The sequence below is a fragment of the Promicromonospora citrea genome, from assembly GCF_013004695.1.
In the GTDB taxonomy this organism is placed as follows: Bacteria; Actinomycetota; Actinomycetes; order Actinomycetales; family Cellulomonadaceae; genus Promicromonospora; species Promicromonospora citrea.
The window spans coordinates 1-18,641 of the sequence record NZ_JABEMG010000093.1; the positions used below are offsets into that span (position 1 = coordinate 1).

The following is an 18,641-nucleotide window of genomic DNA, read 5'->3' on the forward strand; positions in this document are numbered from 1 at the left end:
GGCCCGGCGTCGCGCGGCGCGCGTCCGGGGGGTACCGCCGCTGCCAAGCGCCCGGCGCAGCCACGGCGCCGCTCGACGGCGACCGCGAGCGTGGCCCCGCCGACCCGTCGGCCCCGGTCCGAGCGCAAGCGCGGCAGCTTCGGGTTCGCGCTGCCCGAGGTGCTCACGGTCCGCGCGATGGTGCTGTCGGTCGTCGTGCTGCTCGCGGTCGTCCTCCTGCTGCCGACGGTGCGCGCCGCCGTCACGCAGCAGGCCGAGCTGCGCGAGCTGCGCACCGAGCTCTCCGAGCAGCAGCGCCAGAAGGAGGAGCTGGAGACCGAGCTCGGCCGCTGGGACGACCCGTCGTACATCGTGGAGCAGGCGCGGTCGCGCCTGCGCTTCGTCATGCCGGGCGACAAGGTGTGGCGCCCGCTCGACACCGACGCGGTGCAGGAGGAGGAGCCCGAGCCCGGCGTCGTCGAGCCGTCGCCCGGTGCGTCCGAGGACGCCGACGCCCCCTGGTACTCGACGGTGTGGGACTCGGTGCGTGTCGCGGGCGGCGAGTGACCGCCCCACCGGTGAGGGACAATGGTGCGGTGAGCTCCGTGACCGACAGCGTTTCCGACGAGGACCTGCGCGTGCTGGCCGAGCAGCTCGGCCGGGAGCCGCGCGGCGTCGTGGGCATCGCCGCGCGGTGCGTGTGCGGTCGCCCGACCGTCGTCCGCACCGCGCCGCGCCTGCCCGACGGCACCCCCTTCCCGACCGTCTTCTACCTGACCCACCCGGGCGCGGTCGCCGCCGCCTCGACGCTCGAGGCGAACGGCGTCATGAAGGAGATGACGGCCCGGCTCGCCGAGGACGAGGAGCTCGCCGCCGCCTACCGGACGGCGCACGAGCACTACCTCGCGGAGCGCGAGGCGATCGGCCACGTCGAGGAGATCGACGGCATCTCCGCCGGGGGCATGCCGACCCGCGTCAAGTGCCTGCACGTGCTGTTCGCGCACGCGCTCGCGGCCGGGCCGGGCGTGAACCCGCTGGGCGACGAGGCGCTCGCGATGGTGCGCGACACCTGGCGCCCGGACCGCTGCACCTGCTGATCCGCTGCCCGTGAGCGCGGGCAGGGCGTGACGTTTCTCGCGATCCGGCACGTCCGGCGTCGGGGAGCGGGACCGGCTGCGAGAATCGCTCGCGTGACATCCACACGCGTCGCCGCGATCGACTGCGGCACCAACTCGATCCGTCTGCTCGTCGCGGACGTCGACAGCGCAGGCCGCCTCACCGAGCTCGACCGCCGCATGGAGGTCGTCCGGCTGGGGCAGGGCGTCGACCGCACCGGCGAGCTCGCCCCCGAGGCGCTCGACCGCACGCTCGCCGCCACGCGCCGCTACGCCGAGGCGATCGCGGGGACGGGTGCGGAGCGCGTGCGGTTCGTGGCGACGTCGGCCACGCGGGACGCGCGCAACCGGGCCGCGTTCTTCGACGGCGTGCGGGACCTGCTGGGCGTGGACGTCGAGGTCATCAGCGGCCAGGAGGAGGCGCAGCTGTCGTTCCGCGGGGCGACGGGCGCCGTCGCGGGCGCGCATGCCGGGCCGTACCTCGTGGTGGACCTCGGCGGCGGGTCGACGGAGCTGGTGCTCGGCACGGGCTCGGTCGACGCGAGCTTCTCGATGGATGTGGGCTCGGTGCGGATGACCGAGCGGCACCTGCGCAGCGACCCGCCGTCGGCCGCCGAGGTCGAGGCGGCGCGCGCCGACGTCCGTGCCCACCTCGACGCCGCGGCCGACGTCGTCCCGCTGGGCAGGACGACGACGCTGGTCGGCCTGGCCGGGTCGATCACGACCGTGACCGCGCACGCGCTCGGCCTCACCGAGTACCGGCGGGACCGCGTGGACCAGGCGGAGCTGCCCGTGGAGACGGTGCTCGCCTCGTGCGACGCGCTGGTCGCCGCGCCGCGCGCCGCACGGCTCCGGATGGGCTTCCTCCACCCGGGGCGCGTCGACGTCATCGCCGCGGGCGCGCTCGTCTGGTCGGAGGTGGTGCGGCGCGTGACCGCCGACGTCGCGGCCACCGGCGGCTCGCTGACCAGCGTCGTCACCAGTGAACGGGACATCCTCGACGGGATCGCGCTGTCGATGGCATAAGCCGGAAAAGCGTGGAACTTCCCGGCGGAGCGGTGCGTTGGGGAGGGTGGAGGTAGACGAAGGACTCCGTCAGCGACGACGGCGTGCTGGGCATCACGCGCACGCCGCGCTTTGTCGTGTCAATACGTAGGCGTTGCGCGCGGTACCCTGGGAATCATGCCTCAGAACGACCTGACCTCGGTCAGCCCTGCCCCCGACGCGACGAGCACGCCGCGCCCGCGCAAGGTGCCGCGCATCGTGGTGCTCGGCGGCGGGTCCGTCGGCCTCTACGTGGCGCGGCGCCTGCGTAAGAAGCTGAAGAAGCGGGAGGCGGCGATCGTCGTCGTCGACCCGCGTCCGTACATGACGTACGCGCCGTTCCTGCCCGAGGCCGGTGCGGGGTCCATCGACGCGCGCGACGTCGTCGCACCGCACCGCAAGGCGCTCAAGGGCATCGACGTGCTGCAGGGCAAGGTCACGCAGATCGAGCACGGTCGCAAGGCCGTCACGATCCAGCCCGAGGAGGGCGACGACTACGAGGTGACCTACGACCAGCTGGTCGTCGGCCTCGGTTCGGTGTCGCGCACCCTGCCGATCCCGGGCCTGGCGGACAGCGCGATCGGCTTCAAGAACGTCGAGGAGGCCATCGCGGTCCGCAACCACGTCCTCAACCGGCTGGACGTCGCGTCCTCCACCTGGGACGCCGACCTGCGCAAGCGGATGCTGACGTTCACCTTCGTGGGCGGCGGTTTCGCGGGCATCGAGGCCCTCGCCGAGATCGAGGACATGGCGCGCTACGCGACGCGCCAGTACAACACGATCGAGCCGTCCGACCTGCGCTTCGTCATGATCGAGGGCGCCGGGCGCATCCTGCCCGAGGTCACGGAGCCGATGGGCGAGTACGCCCTCGAGGAGCTCAAGAAGCGCGGCATCGAGTTCCACCTCAACACGTTCCTCTCGTCCTGCGTGGACGGGCACGTCGTGACCTCGACCGGCGTCGAGTTCGACTCCGAGACGATCGTGTGGACCGCCGGCGTCAAGGCGAACCCGGTGATCAAGGAGGCCTCCGACCTCCCGTTCGACAAGATGGGCCGCGTCACCGTGCTTCCGACCCTGCAGGTCGCGGACGAGAACGGCCAGATCATCGAGGGCGCGTGGGCCGCGGGCGACTGCGCCGCTGTGCCCGACGTGCTCAACCCGGGCAAGTTCTGCCCGCCGAACGCGCAGCACGCGATCCGCGAGGCCAAGCGCCTGGCCGACAACATGGTCGCGCTCTACCGGGACCGCCCGACGGTGGACTACAACCACAAGAACCTGGGCGTCGTCGCGTCGCTGGGCCTCTACAAGGGCGTCGCCGAGCTGTTCGGCTTCATCAAGCTGCGCGGCTTCCTGGCCTGGCTGGCGCACCGTGGCTACCACGTCATGGCGATGCCGACCGGCAACCGCAAGATCCGCATCGTCATCGGCTGGATCGGGCAGTTCCTCATGGGCCGTGAGCTCGTGTCGCTCGGCTCGCTGCACGACCCGCGTCAGGAGTTCCGCAACGCGTCCGTGCCGCCGAAGCCCGCAGGCGAGAAGGTGGAGCAGAAGGCGGAGCCGTCCATCTCGCACGTCGAGGGTGCGAAGCAGGCCTGAGCCCTCTGTGGTGCCGGCGGGCGCGTGGGTCGCTGACCTGCGCGCCCGCCGGTCTTTTCGTCCATCGGGCGCCTGCCCGCCGACCCCGGGGGCGACTACCCTCTGGGGTGCGCCCCCATAGCCCAACTGGCAGAGGCAGCCGGCTTAAACCCGGCCCAGTCCCGGTTCGAACCCGGGTGGGGGCACCGCGGCCGTCGCCGTCAGCTCACGAGCTCGGCGAGGTGCCTGCCCGTGAGCGACGTCTCGTGCCGGACCAGGTCGGCCGGCGTGCCCTCGAAGACGACGCGGCCGCCGTCGTGCCCGCCGCCCGGGCCCATGTCGATGACCCAGTCGGCCCTGGCCACCACGGACAGGTTGTGCTCGACGACGATCACCGACCGCCCCGAGTCGACCAGCCGGTCCAGCAGGCCCGTCAGGTTGTCGACGTCCTGCATGTGCAGGCCGGCCGTCGGCTCGTCGAGCACGAAGACCGGGGTGTCCCCGCCCATCTCGATGGCGAGCTTGAGGCGCTGGCGCTCGCCGCCCGAGAGGGTGTTGAGGTGCTGGCCGAGGGAGATGTAGTGGAGTCCGACGTCCGAGAGCCGCTCGAGCATCGGCAGCACCGCCTTCTCCGTGAAGAACCCGCGGGCCTCCTCGACCGACATCGCCAGCACGTCCGCGATGTTCTTCCCGCGCAGGGTGTACCCGAGCACCTCGTCGGTGAAGCGCCGGCCCTCGCACGCCTCGCACACGCTCGCGACACCCGCCATGAACGCGAGGTCGGTGTAGATGAGGCCGACGCCCTTGCACTCCGGGCACGCGCCGGCCGAGTTCGCGCTGAACAGCGCGGGCTTGACGTCGTTCGCGCGGGCGAACTGCTTGCGAACGGGTTCGAGGATGCCGGTGTACGTCGCGGGGTTGGACCGGCGCGAGCCGCGGATCACCGACTGGTCCACGAAGGTGACGCCGTCGCGCGGCAGGCAGCCGTGGATGAGCGAGCTCTTGCCCGATCCGGCCACGCCCGTGACGGCCACCAGGGCGCCGAGGGGGACGTCGACCGACACGTCCTGGAGGTTGTGCAGCGTCGCGTGCTCGATCCGGAGGGCTCCGGTCGACGTGCGCGGGGTCTGCTTGAGCGTGACCGCCTGGTCGAGGTGCTTGCCCGTCGCGGTGCCGGACGCCCGCAGCCCGGCCAGGTCGCCCTGGTAGACGACGGTGCCGCCGTGGGAGCCCGCGCCCGGCCCCATGTCGACGAGGTGGTCGGCCGCTGCCATGACCTCGGGCTTGTGCTCCACGACGAGCACCGTGTTCCCCTTGTCCCGCAGCCGCCGGAGCAGGGCGTTCATCTGCTGCACGTCGTGCGGGTGCAGGCCGATGGTCGGCTCGTCGAAGACGTAGGTGACGTCCGTGAGCGCTGATCCCATGTGCCGCACCATCTTGGTGCGCTGTGCCTCGCCCCCCGACAGCGACGACGACTCCCGGTCCAGCGAGAGGTAGCCGAGGCCGATCTGTTCGAACGTCGCCAGCAGGTCGCTCAGCCCGTCGAGGATGGGCTGCACCTGCGGGTCGGCCAGGTCGCGGACCAGCTCGGCGAGGTCGGTCAGCTGCATGGCGGCCGCCTCGCCGATGTGCCTGCCCTTGATGCGCGACGACCGCGCGCGCTCGTTGAGCCGGGTGCCGCCGCAGTCGGGGCACGGGGCGAACGTCGCGAGCCGCTCGACCGCCGCGCGCATCGCCCCCTTCATCGACTCGACGTCCTTGACCAGGTAGAGCCGGGTGATCTTGGGGACGAGCGACTCGTAGGTCACGTTGATGCCGCTCGACACGATCTTGCGCTCCGGCCCGTGCATGAGGTCGTGCCACTCGGACTCGGTGTAGTCCTTGAGCGGCTTGTCCGGGTCGAACAGGCCGGAGTCGGCGTAGACCTTCCAGTACCAGGTGCCGACGCCGAAGTTCGGGAAGGTGATCGCCCCCTCGTTGAGGGACCTCGTGCGGTCGACGAGCGCGTCGGTGTCGACGGTCGAGACCCTGCCCAGCCCCTCGCACGCAGGGCACATGCCCTGCGGGTCGTTGAACGAGAACAGGTTCGACCCGCCGACGTGCGGCGTGCCGAGCCGCGACCAGATGACGCGCAGCATCGTCCAGGCGTCGGTCGCGGTACCGACCGTGGACCGCGCGTTGGCCCCCATGGGCTCCTGGTCCACGACGATCGCGGCCGACAGGTTCGACAGCGTGTCGACGTCGGGCCGCGGGCGCGAGGGCATGAACCCCTGGACGAACGCGGAGTAGGTCTCGTCGATCAGGCGGCGCGACTCCGCGGCGACCGTGCCGAAGACGAGGCTGCTCTTGCCGGAGCCGGACACGCCGGTGAACACCGTCAGCTGCCGCTTCGGGATGTCGATCGACACGTCCCGCAGGTTGTTCTCGCGCGCCCCGCGCACCTCGATGGATCCGAACACCGGTGTCCTTTCCTGGTCGGTGCACCCATCGTGCCAGGAGCTACTGACACGCCCGCCGCCGGCTCTCGGTGCCCCCCGCGTTACGCCAGCAGCAGACGCCGGAACGCGGCGCCGTCTCAGTGGGGTTGGGTAGCGTGACGGGTACCGACGGCGGGAGTGGCACATGGCACTGATCTCAACGGGTACGGCGAGTCCTCCGGGGCTCGGTACGGACGAGGGCGGCCCGGGGGCGAGGGCCGGCACGCTGGAGCACACGCGCGAACCGCTGCTGCGCGACCTGGTGGGGGCCATCCTGCGCCGGACCCGCCGTGAGCAGCGTCGCACGCTGGCGGACGTCGCCGCCGTCGCCCGGGTCTCCACGGCCTATCTCTCGGAGGTCGAGCGCGGCCGCAAGGAGGCCTCCTCCGAGGTGCTCGCCGCGGTGTGCGAGGCGCTCGGCATGCGCCTCGTCGACCTCGTCGAGCGGGCCTGGGCCGACCTCGCGATCGCGCTCGCCGAGCAGGAGGAGGGCCGTCGGGCCCGTGTCCTGTCGTCCGCGGCCCGGCGCGCCGCCGGCTTCTCGTCGTCGCGGCACCCGCTGCAGGCGGGGCCCGTGGGCCCGGGGGCGTCGCGGCGCGGCGACGCGGTCCTGCAGGCGGCCTGACCGGTCACTGGGCCGAGCCCCCCCCGGCACGGCAGCCGGGGGTCAGAGCCCGGCGCGCCGCTTGCCGCCCGGGCGCACGTCGTCCGTCCGGTCAACGATCCTGTCGACCATGCCGTAGGCGAGTGCCTGCTCGGCCGTGAACCAGCGGTCGCGCTCGGAGTCGGCGGAGACCGTCTCCACGGACTGGCCCGTGTGCTCGGCCTGCAGCCGCGTCATCACGTCCTTCAGGTGCCGGGCGTGCTCCGCCTGGACCACGACGTCGCTCGTCGCGCCGCCGACGCCGCCGGGCGGCTGGTGCAGCACGACGCGGGCGTGCGGCAGGGCGTAGCGCTTGCCCCGGGTGCCCGCCGTGAGCAGGAACTGTGCGGTACCGCCGGCGAACCCGACGGCGACCGTCGAGACGTCGTTCGGCACGAGCCGCATGGTGTCGAGCACGGCGAGGCCCGCCTCGATCGAGCCGCCGGGGGAGTTGAGGTAGAGGCTGATGTCGGCCGAGGTGTCCTCGGCCGAGAGCAGCAGGAGCTGTGCGGTCACGCGGCTCGCGACGACGTCGTCGATCTCGGCGCCGACCAGCACGATGCGCTGGTGCAGCAGCCTGGCGGCGAGGTGGTCGTCGAAGGGCTGGAGGTGCGTCGTCTCGGTCATGCCTCCACGATCGGGCGCCCGCGCCCCGGGTGACAGCGATCTCTGCCCGCCGCAGATCTGCTCAGGGCAGACGGCGCCGCGGTCACAGCGGGTTGCCGTGCAGGTCGACGGTCGGGAACGCGTCGAAGTGGATCTCGACCGGGACGGTGCCGGCGTCGCCCTCCTGACCGCGCAGCGGGTCCAGGTGCTCGGCGGCGAACTGCTCCCAGGCCTCGACCACCGCCACCATCTGCTCGGGGCTCGCCCAGAGGTTGTTCGTGGTGAACGTGGTCGCGCCCAGCCAGGTACCCAGTGCCTCCTCGTCGGCCTCCTGGGTCGCGCGCAGGAAAGCCATGACCCGCTCGTGACGGAGGCGGAGGAACTCGGAGTTCACGGCCTCGGCGGTCTGCCTGCCCGCGGGGGAGTCCTTGCCCGCGCTCGAGATGCTGAACCCGCCGGGCGTGCGCTCCCACCAGCGTTCGCGGGCCGTGCCCTTGCCCTCCACCTCGCGCACGAGGCCGTGCTTGGCGAGCTGGCGCAGGTGGTAGCTCGTCGAGCCGCTGGACTCGCCGAGGATCTCCCCGAGCCGGCTGGCCGTGAGCGGGCCGTGGCTCGGCAGCAGGTCGAGGATCCGGATGCGCAAGGGGTGCGCCAGCGCGCGCAGGGCCTCCGGGCCCAGCTCGGCCGGACGGCCGTCCGCGACCGCGTCGGGCGCCACCCGCAGGTCGGGCGGTCCCGACGGTACGGGGGTGCCGGGGGAGTCCTTGCGCGCTGTCGCCATGGACAGGACGTTACCCACTCCGCGCGCCGTGCGGCGCAGCGGGTGCTCACCGCAGGGCGAGCGGGTGGCGCGCGGCGAGGTTGTCCCGCACCCGCTCGGCGTAGGCACGCCGTCGCTCGGCGCGCTCGTGCTCGCGGCGACGCTCGGCCCGGTCGGCGGCCTGGTCCGCCGCCCGGTCGGCGGCGCGCCCTGCGCGGGCCGGCGCGGCGGTACCCCGCGTGGCACGGACGGACTGCGCGACGACGGTCGGCGCGGTGGGGGTGAAGAAGGTCATCGCGGTCCTCCTGGTGCGGTGGGGCCGCGCGGGTGCGGCCGGTGACCCTCACTCTAGGAGTACCAACGACTCTTTGCAAGCAAGTGTTTGCAACCTGTTCTTTGGAACCTGTCGCGTCACTCGTCCGTCGCGCGCCGGAACGCGTCGAGGTCCTGGTTCAGTCGTTCGAGCAGCTCGGCGAGGAGGGCGCGCTCGAGCGGGGACCAGTGCGCGAGGACCTCGTCGTACAGCGCGCTGCGCCGCGTGCGCTCGTGCTCGAGCTGGTGCCGCCCCTCGTCCGTCGCCTCGACCTGGACGGCCCGCCCGTCGCGGGGGTCACGGCTGCGGCGTGCGAACCCCGCCTTCTCCAGGCTCACGACCTGACGGGTGACGGTCGACGCGTCGAGTCCCTGCCGCTCCGCCAGCGCGTTGATCCCGAGCGGCCCCTCGGTGCTCAGTGCGAGCAGCAGCAGGTAGCCGGACCGCTCGAGCGCAGGGCTGTGCCCGCTGCGTGCGCCGCGTGCGGCGCTGGTGCGCTCGGCCCGGCGCAGCAGGAGGGCGAGCTGGAGCTCGACGCGGGACAGCGTGTCCTCACCCGAGGGTTTCGTCCTCTTCGACATAGGTGTAGCCTACAGGCAGTTACCTGTGGGATACAGATAAACCGGAGTCGAGCAGCACCCTCGAGGAGGCCGCGTGGCAGCCACGCGCAACGAGCCGAACAAGACCGCCATCTACGCCACGGCGCTCACCGCGTTCTTCGCCATCGCCGGCATCGCGGTGGTGGACCCGATCCTCCCGGTCATCGGGGCCGAGATCGGTGCGACCACCTGGGAGATCGAGCTCCTGTTCACCGCGTACATCGCGGTCATGGCGGTCGGCATGATCCCCGCCGTGATGGCGACCAGCCGGTTCGGCTACAAGAGGATCCTGGCGACCGGCGTCTCGCTCGTCGCCGTCGCCGCGGTGCTCGCCGCGCTCAGCGGGAACATCGTCCAGCTCGCGGTGCTGCGCGGGTTGTGGGGTCTCGGGAACGCCATGTTCTTCGCCACCGCCATGGTGCTGCTCGTCGCGCTCGCCCGGGACCGGGAGTGGGTCGTCGGGCTCTTCGAGACCTGCGTCGGTCTGGGCTTCGCCGTCGGGCCGCTGCTCGGTGGCCTCCTCGGCCACCTGAGCTGGCGCGTGCCGTTCTTCGTGTGCGGTGCGCTCATGGTGGTCGCGCTCGTGGTGTCCGCCACCCGGCTCAAGGATCCGGCGGAGCGGCCCGTGCCGTTGCGGCTCGGGCAGGTGTTCGGGCTGTTCCGCAAGCCGGGCTTCCTGTCGCTCGCCGTCGTCACCGCCGCCTACAACTTCGTCTTCTTCGTCGTGCTCGGCTACGTGCCCGTCTTCCTCGGTCTCGACGTGGTGCCGCTGGGCCTCGTGTTCACCGCGTGGGGCATCGGTGTCGCCGTCGGCATCCTCGGCGTCGGGCACCGTCTCGCGCACGCCATCGGCTTCGTGCAGACGCTCGGCGTCGCCGTCGCGGGCGTGCTGCTGTGCGTCGTGCTGCTCGCGGTTGGCGTGGGCACGGCCGGCTCGATCGCCGTGACCGTCGTGGCCGGTGTGTTCATGGGTGTCGCGAACGCCAACCTGACCGATCTCTCGCTCGCCCTCGGCGACCCCGACCGCCGGGTCACGACGGGGGCGTTCAACCTCGTGCGCTGGGGCTTCGCCGCGCCGGCGCCCGTCGTGGCGGGCTTGCTCTCCGAGACGGTCGGCATGGCCTCGCCCTTCTGGGTCGCGTCCGGGGTGCTGCTCGTGGGCGTGGTCGTGTTCCTCGTGACGGCGCACGTCATGGCGCGCCCGCTGGGCGAGCGCGTGCTGTGGCGGCGCTGGAACCGGAGCGCGCGGCAGGCGGAGGGCACGCCGGAGGAGGCGCTCTCCGAGCTCTGACGCGGGAGCGGGCACAGCGGGCGGCGCGCCGCCCGCCACAGCGCCCGCTTGCCGTCTGTGCGGGGCCCTGCCCTACTCTGGGGACTTCGGTCGTTTTTCACCCGTTGGTCCGGGCCGGCCCGGCTCGGGCGCACGGCGGTCCGTGCCCGAACGTCGCCCGCACCGTGGAGTCCCCGTGTTCCGTCTCGCCCGGCTGTCCCTCGCGAACCGAGCCGTCGTGGCGCTGGTGACGATCGCGGCGTCGGTGTTCGGCGTCCTGAGCATGACGGGGCTCAAGCAGGAGCTCATCCCGTCCCTGCAGCTGCCGACCGGCATCGTGAGCGCGCTGTACCCCGGTTCGTCGCCGGAGGTGGTCGAGGGGCAGGTCACCGACGTCATCGAGGAGGCGATCGCCTCCGTCGACGACGTGGAGTCCGTGCGGTCGACGTCCTCGACCGGCGTCTCGCTGACGACGGTCGAGTTCGTCTACGGCACGGACATGGAGACCGCGACGCAGCGTCTGCAGACCGCCGTGGCGGGCGCGCAGGCCCGGCTCCCGCAGGACGTCAGCCCCCAGGTCACGACCGGGTCGGTGGACGACGTGCCCGTGGTGCAGCTCGCCGTCGCGGGGGACAGGAGCCCCGGCGCGCTCGCCGACACCGTCGAGAACGTCGTCGTCCCGGCGCTCGAGGACGTGGACGGCGTCCGTTCCGTCGCCGTCACCGGACAGCAGGAGACCGAGGTCCGGGTCAGGCCCGACCCGGAGCGGCTCGCGGCGGCGGGCCTCACACCCCAGGACCTGACCACGGTGCTGCAGGACAACGGCGTCGTCGTCCCGGCGGGCGAGATCACCGAGGGCGGGCGGGCCTGGTCCGTCCAGCTCGGTACGCCGGTCGACATGGTCGACCAGCTCAAGCAGCTCCCCGTCGTCCCGGGCGGCGCCGGCGGCGCCGGCGGGGAGGAGGTGGCCGGCGGCGCACCGGACGAGGCCGCCGGCACGCCACCCGCCGCCCCGCCCGACCTCGCGCCCCCCGCCGCCCCTGTGCTCGTCGGCGAGGTCGCGACCGTGAAGCTCGCGCCGGTCGAGGCGACGTCCTACTCCCGGCTCGACGGTGAGGCCTCGCTCGGCCTCGCGGTCACCAAGACGCCGGAGGCCAACACGGTCGATGTCTCGCACGCCGTCGAGGACGCGCTCGCCGTCGCCGAGGTCGCCGACACGCTCGACGAGCGCGGTGTCACCACCGCCGTCGTGTTCGACCAGGCCCCGTTCGTCGAGGACTCGATCCACGGCCTCGCCACCGAGGGCGGGCTCGGCCTGGTCTTCGCCGTCCTGGTCATCCTCGTCTTCCTCGTGTCGCTCCGGTCCACGCTGGTCTCGGCGATCTCCATCCCGCTGTCGCTCGCGGTCACGTTCATCGCGATGCAGGCGGGCGGCTACACCCTCAACATCCTCACGCTCGGCGCGCTCACCATCTCGATCGGGCGGGTGGTCGACGACGCGATCGTCGTCATCGAGAACATCAAGCGCCACATGTCGTACGGCACCGACCGGACCGAGGCGGTCCTCACGGCCGTGCGCGAGGTCGGCGGCGCCATCGCCGCGTCCACGATCTGCACCGTCGCCGTGTTCCTGCCGATCGCGTTCGTCGGCGGCATGGTCGGCGAGCTCTTCCGGCCGTTCGCGCTCACCGTGTCGATCGCGATGCTGGCCTCGCTGCTCGTCGCGCTCACGATCGTGCCCGTCCTGGCGTACTGGTTCATCCGGCCCCCGCGGCCCGCGGGCCGCGCGGCGGCGTCCGTGCGCGAGGCGGCGGAGGACAGGGAGAGCCGCGGCCTGTGGCAGCGGGTCTACGTGCCCACGCTCGACGGCGCGCTCGCCCGGCCGGTCGTCACGATCGTGCTCGCGGTGGTCGTCCTCGGCGGCACCGTGGCGCTGACGCCGCGGCTCGAGACGAGCTTCCTCGGCGACAGCGGCCAGGACACCGTGACCGTCACCCAGCACTACGCGCCGGGCACCTCGCTCGCGGGGCAGGACGAGGCGGCCCGGCAGGTCGAGGAGGCGCTCGCCGCCGTGCCGGCCGTGGAGAGCGTCCAGGCCACCGTCGGCTCGGGCGGCGACCTGTCGATGGCGGCGTTCGGCGGCGCGAGCGCCGACCTCAAGGCGTCGTTCGCCGTCACGCTCGACGAGGACGCCGACGGCGCGGCGGCCGCCGCCGAGATCCGCGCCGCCGTCGGGGGCCTGACCGAGGAGCCGGCGACCGAGGTGTCGGTCGCGGCGGGCGACTCCGTGGGGACCTCCTCGGTCGACCTCGTGGTCCGTGCGCGGGACGTCGCGGCCCTGCGGGAGGCCACCGGCCAGGTGCGCGAGGCGATGGCGGGGGTCGGCGGCGTGGCCGAGGTCGGCGACGACCTGTCGGCGGCGCAGGAGATCGTCGAGGTGACGGTCGACCGCGCCGTCGCGGCCGAGCACGGCCTCACGGAGACCCAGGTCACCGGGGTCGCGTCGGCCGCGATGGCGGGCAGCCAGGACATGGGGGAGCTGCGGACGGACGAGGGCCCGGTCACCGTGACGCTCGTGGCAGGGGAGACCCCGACCACGATGGCGGAGATCGGCGAGATCCCCGTGCCGACGGCGACGGGCGCCGTGCCCCTGAGCGACGTGGCGCGGGTCGAGGTGGCCGAGACCGCGACGTCGATCAGCCGCATCGACGGCGACCGGTCCGCGACCGTGTCGGTGACGCCGGCGGGCGACGACCTCGGCGCCGTCACCGAGGCTGTGAACGCGCGGGTCGCCGCGCTCGACCTGCCCGCCGGTGCGACCGTCACGGTGGGTGGGGCCGCGGCCGACCAGGCGGAGGCGTTCGCCGACCTCGGGCTGGCCCTGCTCGCGGCGGTCGCGCTCGTGTTCATCGTCATGGTGGCGGCGTTCCGCAGCCTCGCGCAGCCGTTCATCCTGCTCGTCTCGGTGCCGTTCGCGGGCGTGGGCGCGCTGGTCGCGCTGGTGGCGACCGGCACGCCGCTGGGCGTCCCCGCGCTGATCGGCACGCTGCTGCTCGTGGGCATCGTGGTGTCGAACGCGATCGTGCTCATCGATCTCATCAACCAGTACCGCCAGGACGGCACGGCGCTCGACGAGGCGGTGCGCGAGGGCGCGCGCAAGCGGCTGCGGCCCATCGTCATGACCGCGCTCGCCACGGTCTTCGCGCTGACGCCGATGGCGGTCGGCGTCACGGGCGGCGGGGCGTTCATCTCGCAGCCGCTCGCCCTCGTGGTCATCGGCGGCCTCGTCTCCTCGACGTTGCTCACGCTGTACGTGGTGCCGGTGATCTACACGCTCTTCGAGCGTCGCGCGGAACGACGCCGGGCCGCGGACGACGCGGCCGGCCGGACCTCTCGCAGGCCGCTGACCGGCGCGTTCCCGAGCGTGGCGACCGGGGCGTTCCAGACGGTCGGGCGGCAGGCTGTCGCCCGGCGCGAGGCCCAGCACCCACCGGGGCACGCCGCCGCGCCCTCCGCGGCCTGGCCGCCCGTGGCGGAGACCGCGGCCGCGGGGCCGGTGCCGCCGACCGCCCGTCAGGACCTCACGAGCGATGGGCTCGGCCAGGGTCTCGGCGCCGGGCCGGACCGGACGAGGCCGGGGCGGCACAGCAAGCCGACGCCCGTCCAGGCGCCGGACGGGCAGGTCGCCCGACGTCCGGCGGGCGTGGTGCCGGGGCGGTCGTCGGGGTGGCCGGAGGCATCCGAGCCGCACACAGTGCGGCCGGAGCGCTACGCGCTTCCCTCGCAGCACCGGCCCGACCAGCAGCGCACGCCGCCACAGGCGGCTCCGCCGCCGAGCACCTGGCCGGTGCAGGACGAGGCCGCCTGGCCGTCCGCCCAGGCCCGGCCGCCGCACGGCACGCCACGGCCGGCTCCGCCCTCGCGCACCTGGCCCGCGGACCGGGCGGTGCCGTACCAGCCGCCGCCTGCCGAGCGGCCGGACCGACACCTGCCGCCGCCCGCGAACGGCCAGGTCCCGAGCGGGCCGGCCCAGAACGGTCAGTTCCTGAACGGCCAGGCCCTGAACGGCCAGGCCCTGAACGGCCAGGCCCAGAACGGCCAGGCCCAGAACGGCCAGGCCCGAGACAGCCGCGCGCCCGAGCACGCCCTGCCCGTGCGCCGGCCGCGGCGCCAGGACCCGCCCCTCTGGCCGCACCCGCTCGACCCGGTCGACTGACCCGCCGCGACCTCGACCCGGCTCCCGAAGGAACCCCCTCAGACGCGTGACGGGGAGCAGACATCGTCTGCTCCCCGTCACGCGAGCCCGCGGCGCGGCCTCCGCAGGACCGCCTACGCGTCCTGCGCCTTGAGCCGGATCGCCCCGGCGATCAGCACGATCGCCGTGTACGCGCCGAGCACGCCGATGCCGACCCACGGGTCCAGCACCTCGGGCACCTGCGCGCCGTTCGGCGTGATCGCCGAGCCCGCGACGCTCGGGAGGAACTTGTTCACGGTCAGCACCCAGTCGAGGCTCGACGCGAACGCCACGACGATCTGGAAGATGAACGGGATCACCAGGAACACCGCGACGACCGTGAAGATCGCCCCCGCCGTGTGGCGCAGCAGCGTGCCGATGCCCAGCGCGAAGAGCGCGACGAGCACCGTGTAGATGACGACGCCGTAGAGCTTGCGCACCGCCTCGCCGTCGGACCAGTCGAGGGTCATGTCGTTGGCGTTCAGGATCGGGTAGCTGACGAGCCAGCCGAGCAGCAGGGAGACCGAGGTCAGCACGGCCGTGACGGCCGCGAGCACGGTCGCCTTCGCCGTGAACGCGCCCAGGCGACCGGGGTTCGCCGCGAACGTCGAGCGGATCATGCCCGTCGAGTACTCACCGGTGATGACCATGGCGCCGAGCACGCCCACCACGAGGGCCGCGAACTCGTAGCCGCCCGCGATGACGGTCGGGGCGCCGAGCACCGCGTCCATCGACGCCTGGTCCTCCGCCGCCATCTCGACGTCGGCCATCTGGTCGTTGAGGAACTGCACGACGACGGCCATCATGAGCGCGAACCCGGCCATGATGACGACGGTGGAGCCGAGCGTCCACCACGTCGAGCGCAGCGTCCACAGCTTGATCCACTCCGAGCGCAGGATGCGCGGGAAGGTGACGTTGCGGACCCGGCTGCGCCTCGCCGGCGCCGGGGCGGACTCGTTGCCGCCCGCCGGGGCGGTGACCGTCGCACTCATGCCTTGTTCCCTTCGAGATCCCCTGCGAGCTGTCCTTCGTCGACGCCGTCCTGTGCCTGGCCGTCGGCGCCCGTGATGTCCTCCGAGCGGTACTCGACCGCGTCGGCCGTCAGCGACATGTAGGCCTCCTCGAGCGTCGAGGCGACCGGGGTGAGCTCGTGCAGCACGATGCGCGACGCCGCGGCGAGCTCGCCGACGGCGACCGCCGTGCTCCCGCGCACCTCGAGCAGGCCGGGCTCGACGCCGTCGACCTCCGCGCCGTTGACCGTGAGGAGCTCGGCCAGCTCCGTGGCCTGCGGCGAACGGACGCGCACGAGCTTGCGCTCGGCGCCGTCGACGATCTCCTGCACGGGTGCGTCGGCGAGGATGCGGCCGCGCCCGATGACGATCACGTGGTCGGCCGTCAGGGCGACCTCGCTCATCAGGTGGCTGGACAGGAAGACGGTGCGGCCCTCCGACGCCAGGTACTTCGCGATGTTGCGTACCCACAGCACGCCCTCGGGGTCGAGGCCGTTGACGGGCTCGTCGAGGATCAGCGTGCGGGGGTCGCCGAGCAGCGCGGCCGCGATCCCGAGCCGCTGGCCCATGCCCAGCGAGAACCCGCCCACGCGCTTGCTCGCGACCGCGTGCAGGCCCGTGAGGTCGATCACCTCGTCGACACGCGTGGTCGGGATCCCGTGCGTCGCGGCCATGGCGAGCAGGTGGTTGCGTGCCGAGCGGCCCGTGTGCACCGCCTTGGCGTCGAGCAGGGCGCCCACCTCGGCGAGCGGACGGCGGTGCGCGGCGTACGGCTTGCCGTTCACCGTGACCCGGCCGGCCGTGGGGCGGTCCAGGCCCACGATCATGCGCATCGTGGTCGACTTGCCCGCGCCGTTCGGGCCCAGGAAGCCTGTCACCTTGCCCGGCTGGACGGTGAAGGTCACACCGTCGACGGCGGTCTTCGCGCCGTACCTCTTCGTCAGGCCTTCGGCCTCGATCATCACTTGCCCTTCCATCTGGCATGCCATCCGGCGGCCGTTCGGCGCCGGTCGGTCGCGACAGGACTGGTCACCCACGAGACTAGGGATCCGGATGCGCACGACGCACGCATATACGGCCCCGGTCATCCCCCGGAGGGACGTACTTCATCCGAAGGGATGACCTGGGAACTCCCAAGGCCTGCCCAGCGTTCCCTAGGATGGTCAGACAGACCAGGAGGAGCAGATGAGCAACCCCGTCTTTTCGAGAAGCGACGTCTTCGGTGAGCCCCGTCGCACCGGTGCGCCCGGTGCGTCACGTGGCGGCACCGCCACCTATCCCACCCAGACTCCCGCATACGGCACGCCGCCGCAGCCCGGGCAGTACGGCCAGTACGGCGCCCAGGGCCAGCAGGCGATGGACGCGGCCGAGCTGGACGCGATGTACCGCTCGCCGTCCGCCACCACGGCGGACACCAAGCGGATGACCTACGACGACGTGATCGTCAAGACCGGTGGGCTGCTCGCCCTCCTGGTCGTCGTCGCCGCCGCGACCTGGACGCTGGTGCCCCGCGAGCTGCTGGGCGGCGTCATGATCGTCGGCCTCATCGGCGGTCTGGTGCTCGGCCTCGTCAACGCGTTCAAGCGGAACCCCAGCCCGGCGCTCATCGTGGCCTACACGGTGTTCGAGGGCGCGTTCCTCGGCGCGATCTCGCTGATGTTCAACACGCTGTACGACGGCGTGGTCCTGCAGGCCGTGCTCGGCACCGTCTCGGTGTTCGCGGTGAGCCTGTTCCTGTTCAAGAGCGGCCGCGTGCGCGTGACCGCGAAGTTCACGCGCTGGCTCATGTTCGCCATGCTCGGCTACGCGCTGTTCTCCCTGGTCAACCTGGTCCTCATGTGGACCGGCGTGCTCGGAGAGTTCGGCATGCGTTCCTGGGGCGGCGGCATCGTCGGCATCGTGGTCGGCCTCGTCGCCGTCGGCCTGGCGGCCGCGTCGCTCATCGTCGACTTCGACTCGATCAAGCGCGGCGTCGAGGCCGGTGCGCCGGCCCGCATGGCGTGGGCCGCGGCCTTCGGCCTGCTGGTGACGCTGGTCTGGCTGTACCTGGAGCTGCTCCGCCTCCTGGCGATCGTCTCCAGCTTCGCGCGCGAGTAACGCGGGTCCGACTCCTCGCGGGTACGACGAAGGCGTGAGCCCTGCACGGGGCTCACGCCTTCGTCGTACCCGGCCTCGTTCCCCGAGCGCGCCGTCTCAGTCGAGGCAGAACTCGTTGCCCTCGACGTCCTGCATCGTCAGGCACGACTCGTTCTCCTCGTCGGCCTCCAGCAGGTACAGCCGGGTGCCGCCCAGGGCCACGAGCCGCGCGCACTCGGCCTCGAGCACGTCGACCCGCTCCTGGCCGGTCAGGCCCGTGCCGGCCCGCACGTCGACGTGCACCCGGTTCTTCACGACCTTGCCCTCGGGCACCTTCTGGAAGTAGAGCCGGGGTCCGGCTCCTGTGGGGTCGACGGCGGCGGCGCCGTCCTCACCCCGCTTCTCCGGCGGGAGGGAGCTCTCGTACTCCTCCCACGAGGCGAACCCGTCGGGCGCGGGCGGGAGCTCGTAGCCGAGCACCTCGCACCAGAACCGGGCGACGCGCCACGGGTCCGCGCAGTCGAACGTGATCTGAACCTGCCTCACTGCTGCCATCCGCCCACCCTAACGGCGGGCACGCTGCAGGACGGCGGCCACCAGCACGCACCCGGCCGCGACGAGGACCCCGTGCGCGATCCGGAGCCCTGGCCCGCCGAAGAACTGCGGGAGCACCAGCACCAGACCGACGGCGAGCGGGACGCCTGCCCAGCGCGCGCCCGGCCCCGCCTGCCACAGCGCCACCGCGAGGAGCACGCCGGCGACCGCGAGCAGCAGCAGCCCGGCGCCGAAGAGCGCGACCGCGCCCGGCTGCAGACGCAGCGCCTCGACGTCGGCGAGCGGGACCGGGTCGCCGTCGCGCAGCGCGGCCTGGGCGAGGGTGCGCAGGCCGAAGATCTCGGCCCCGAAGTAGAGCGCGGCGAACCCGGCACCGGCCCAGGCC

17 protein-coding genes and 1 tRNA gene are annotated in these 18,641 nt (G+C 72.9%); 9 read left to right on the forward strand and 9 right to left on the reverse strand.

Annotated elements, in window-relative coordinates; translation table 11 throughout:
• The 5 genes from HLB15_RS16500 to HLB15_RS16520 all read left to right on the forward strand — a co-directional run.
• The coding region (locus HLB15_RS16500) for an FtsB family cell division protein (RefSeq protein WP_249360240.1) at positions 1-546 on the forward strand (546 nt) is incomplete at its 5' end.
• A gap of 38 nt (positions 547-584) precedes the next feature.
• Positions 585-1,076, forward strand: a complete 492-nt coding sequence (locus HLB15_RS16505) for a DUF501 domain-containing protein (protein WP_373291107.1) — start codon at positions 585-587, stop codon at positions 1,074-1,076.
• A 93-nt stretch (positions 1,077-1,169) separates the two neighbouring features.
• On the forward strand, positions 1,170-2,120 hold the full coding sequence (locus HLB15_RS16510; protein ID WP_171106855.1) for a Ppx/GppA phosphatase family protein: 951 nt from the start codon (positions 1,170-1,172) through the stop codon (positions 2,118-2,120).
• 156 nt (positions 2,121-2,276) lie between these two features.
• Positions 2,277-3,734 (forward strand): NAD(P)/FAD-dependent oxidoreductase, encoded by a 1,458-nt coding sequence (locus HLB15_RS16515; RefSeq protein WP_171106856.1) that lies wholly within the window; start codon positions 2,277-2,279, stop codon positions 3,732-3,734.
• Positions 3,735-3,845: 111 nt separating this feature from the next.
• Positions 3,846-3,919, forward strand: a tRNA-Leu gene (locus tag HLB15_RS16520).
• Between the two features lie 15 nt (positions 3,920-3,934).
• Here HLB15_RS16520 and HLB15_RS16525 read toward each other — a convergent pair.
• Positions 3,935-6,172 (reverse strand): ATP-binding cassette domain-containing protein, encoded by a 2,238-nt coding sequence (locus HLB15_RS16525; RefSeq protein WP_171106857.1) that lies wholly within the window; start codon positions 6,170-6,172, stop codon positions 3,935-3,937.
• Positions 6,173-6,335: 163 nt separating this feature from the next.
• Between HLB15_RS16525 and HLB15_RS16530 the strand changes: the two genes are divergently transcribed.
• The gene (locus HLB15_RS16530; RefSeq protein WP_171106858.1) at positions 6,336-6,815 is read left to right on the forward strand and encodes a helix-turn-helix domain-containing protein; all 480 of its coding nucleotides are present in this window, start codon (positions 6,336-6,338) and stop codon (positions 6,813-6,815) included.
• A 42-nt stretch (positions 6,816-6,857) separates the two neighbouring features.
• Here the strand turns inward: HLB15_RS16530 and HLB15_RS16535 are convergent, their stop codons facing one another.
• From HLB15_RS16535 to HLB15_RS16550, 4 genes are all read right to left on the reverse strand, one after another.
• Positions 6,858-7,460, reverse strand: a complete 603-nt coding sequence (locus HLB15_RS16535) for a ClpP family protease (protein WP_171106859.1) — start codon at positions 7,458-7,460, stop codon at positions 6,858-6,860.
• Between the two features lie 82 nt (positions 7,461-7,542).
• Complete coding sequence (locus HLB15_RS16540) at positions 7,543-8,220, reverse strand: ArsR/SmtB family transcription factor (RefSeq protein ID WP_171106860.1); 678 nt, start codon at positions 8,218-8,220, stop codon at positions 7,543-7,545.
• Positions 8,221-8,266: 46 nt separating this feature from the next.
• A complete protein-coding gene (locus HLB15_RS16545) occupies positions 8,267-8,494 on the reverse strand; it encodes a hypothetical protein (RefSeq protein WP_171106861.1) in 228 nt (75 codons plus the stop codon).
• A gap of 116 nt (positions 8,495-8,610) precedes the next feature.
• A complete protein-coding gene (locus HLB15_RS16550) occupies positions 8,611-9,093 on the reverse strand; it encodes a MarR family transcriptional regulator (RefSeq protein WP_171106862.1) in 483 nt (160 codons plus the stop codon).
• 73 nt (positions 9,094-9,166) lie between these two features.
• Between HLB15_RS16550 and HLB15_RS16555 the strand changes: the two genes are divergently transcribed.
• The gene (locus tag HLB15_RS16555) at positions 9,167-10,402 is read left to right on the forward strand and encodes an MFS transporter (RefSeq protein WP_171106863.1); all 1,236 of its coding nucleotides are present in this window, start codon (positions 9,167-9,169) and stop codon (positions 10,400-10,402) included.
• 175 nt (positions 10,403-10,577) lie between these two features.
• The gene (locus HLB15_RS16560) at positions 10,578-14,597 is read left to right on the forward strand and encodes an efflux RND transporter permease subunit (protein WP_171106864.1); all 4,020 of its coding nucleotides are present in this window, start codon (positions 10,578-10,580) and stop codon (positions 14,595-14,597) included.
• Positions 14,598-14,710: 113 nt separating this feature from the next.
• On the opposite strand, the gene HLB15_RS16565 is transcribed toward HLB15_RS16560, so the two are convergent.
• A complete protein-coding gene (locus HLB15_RS16565; RefSeq protein ID WP_171106865.1) occupies positions 14,711-15,607 on the reverse strand; it encodes an ABC-2 transporter permease family protein in 897 nt (298 codons plus the stop codon).
• Positions 15,604-16,587, reverse strand: coding sequence for an ABC transporter ATP-binding protein (locus HLB15_RS16570; RefSeq protein ID WP_229785550.1), 984 nt, complete (start codon positions 16,585-16,587; stop codon positions 15,604-15,606). Before HLB15_RS16570 ends, HLB15_RS16565 begins: the two co-directional genes overlap by 4 nt.
• Before the next feature lie 223 nt (positions 16,588-16,810).
• Between HLB15_RS16570 and HLB15_RS16575 the strand changes: the two genes are divergently transcribed.
• Complete coding sequence (locus HLB15_RS16575) at positions 16,811-17,722, forward strand: Bax inhibitor-1/YccA family protein (RefSeq protein ID WP_171106866.1); 912 nt, start codon at positions 16,811-16,813, stop codon at positions 17,720-17,722.
• A 96-nt stretch (positions 17,723-17,818) separates the two neighbouring features.
• On the opposite strand, the gene HLB15_RS16580 is transcribed toward HLB15_RS16575, so the two are convergent.
• Positions 17,819-18,256, reverse strand: a complete 438-nt coding sequence (locus HLB15_RS16580) for a VOC family protein (protein ID WP_171106867.1) — start codon at positions 18,254-18,256, stop codon at positions 17,819-17,821.
• Between the two features lie 9 nt (positions 18,257-18,265).
• A partial coding sequence (locus HLB15_RS16585; protein ID WP_212759979.1) for a hypothetical protein occupies positions 18,266-18,641 on the reverse strand: 376 nt, incomplete at its 5' end.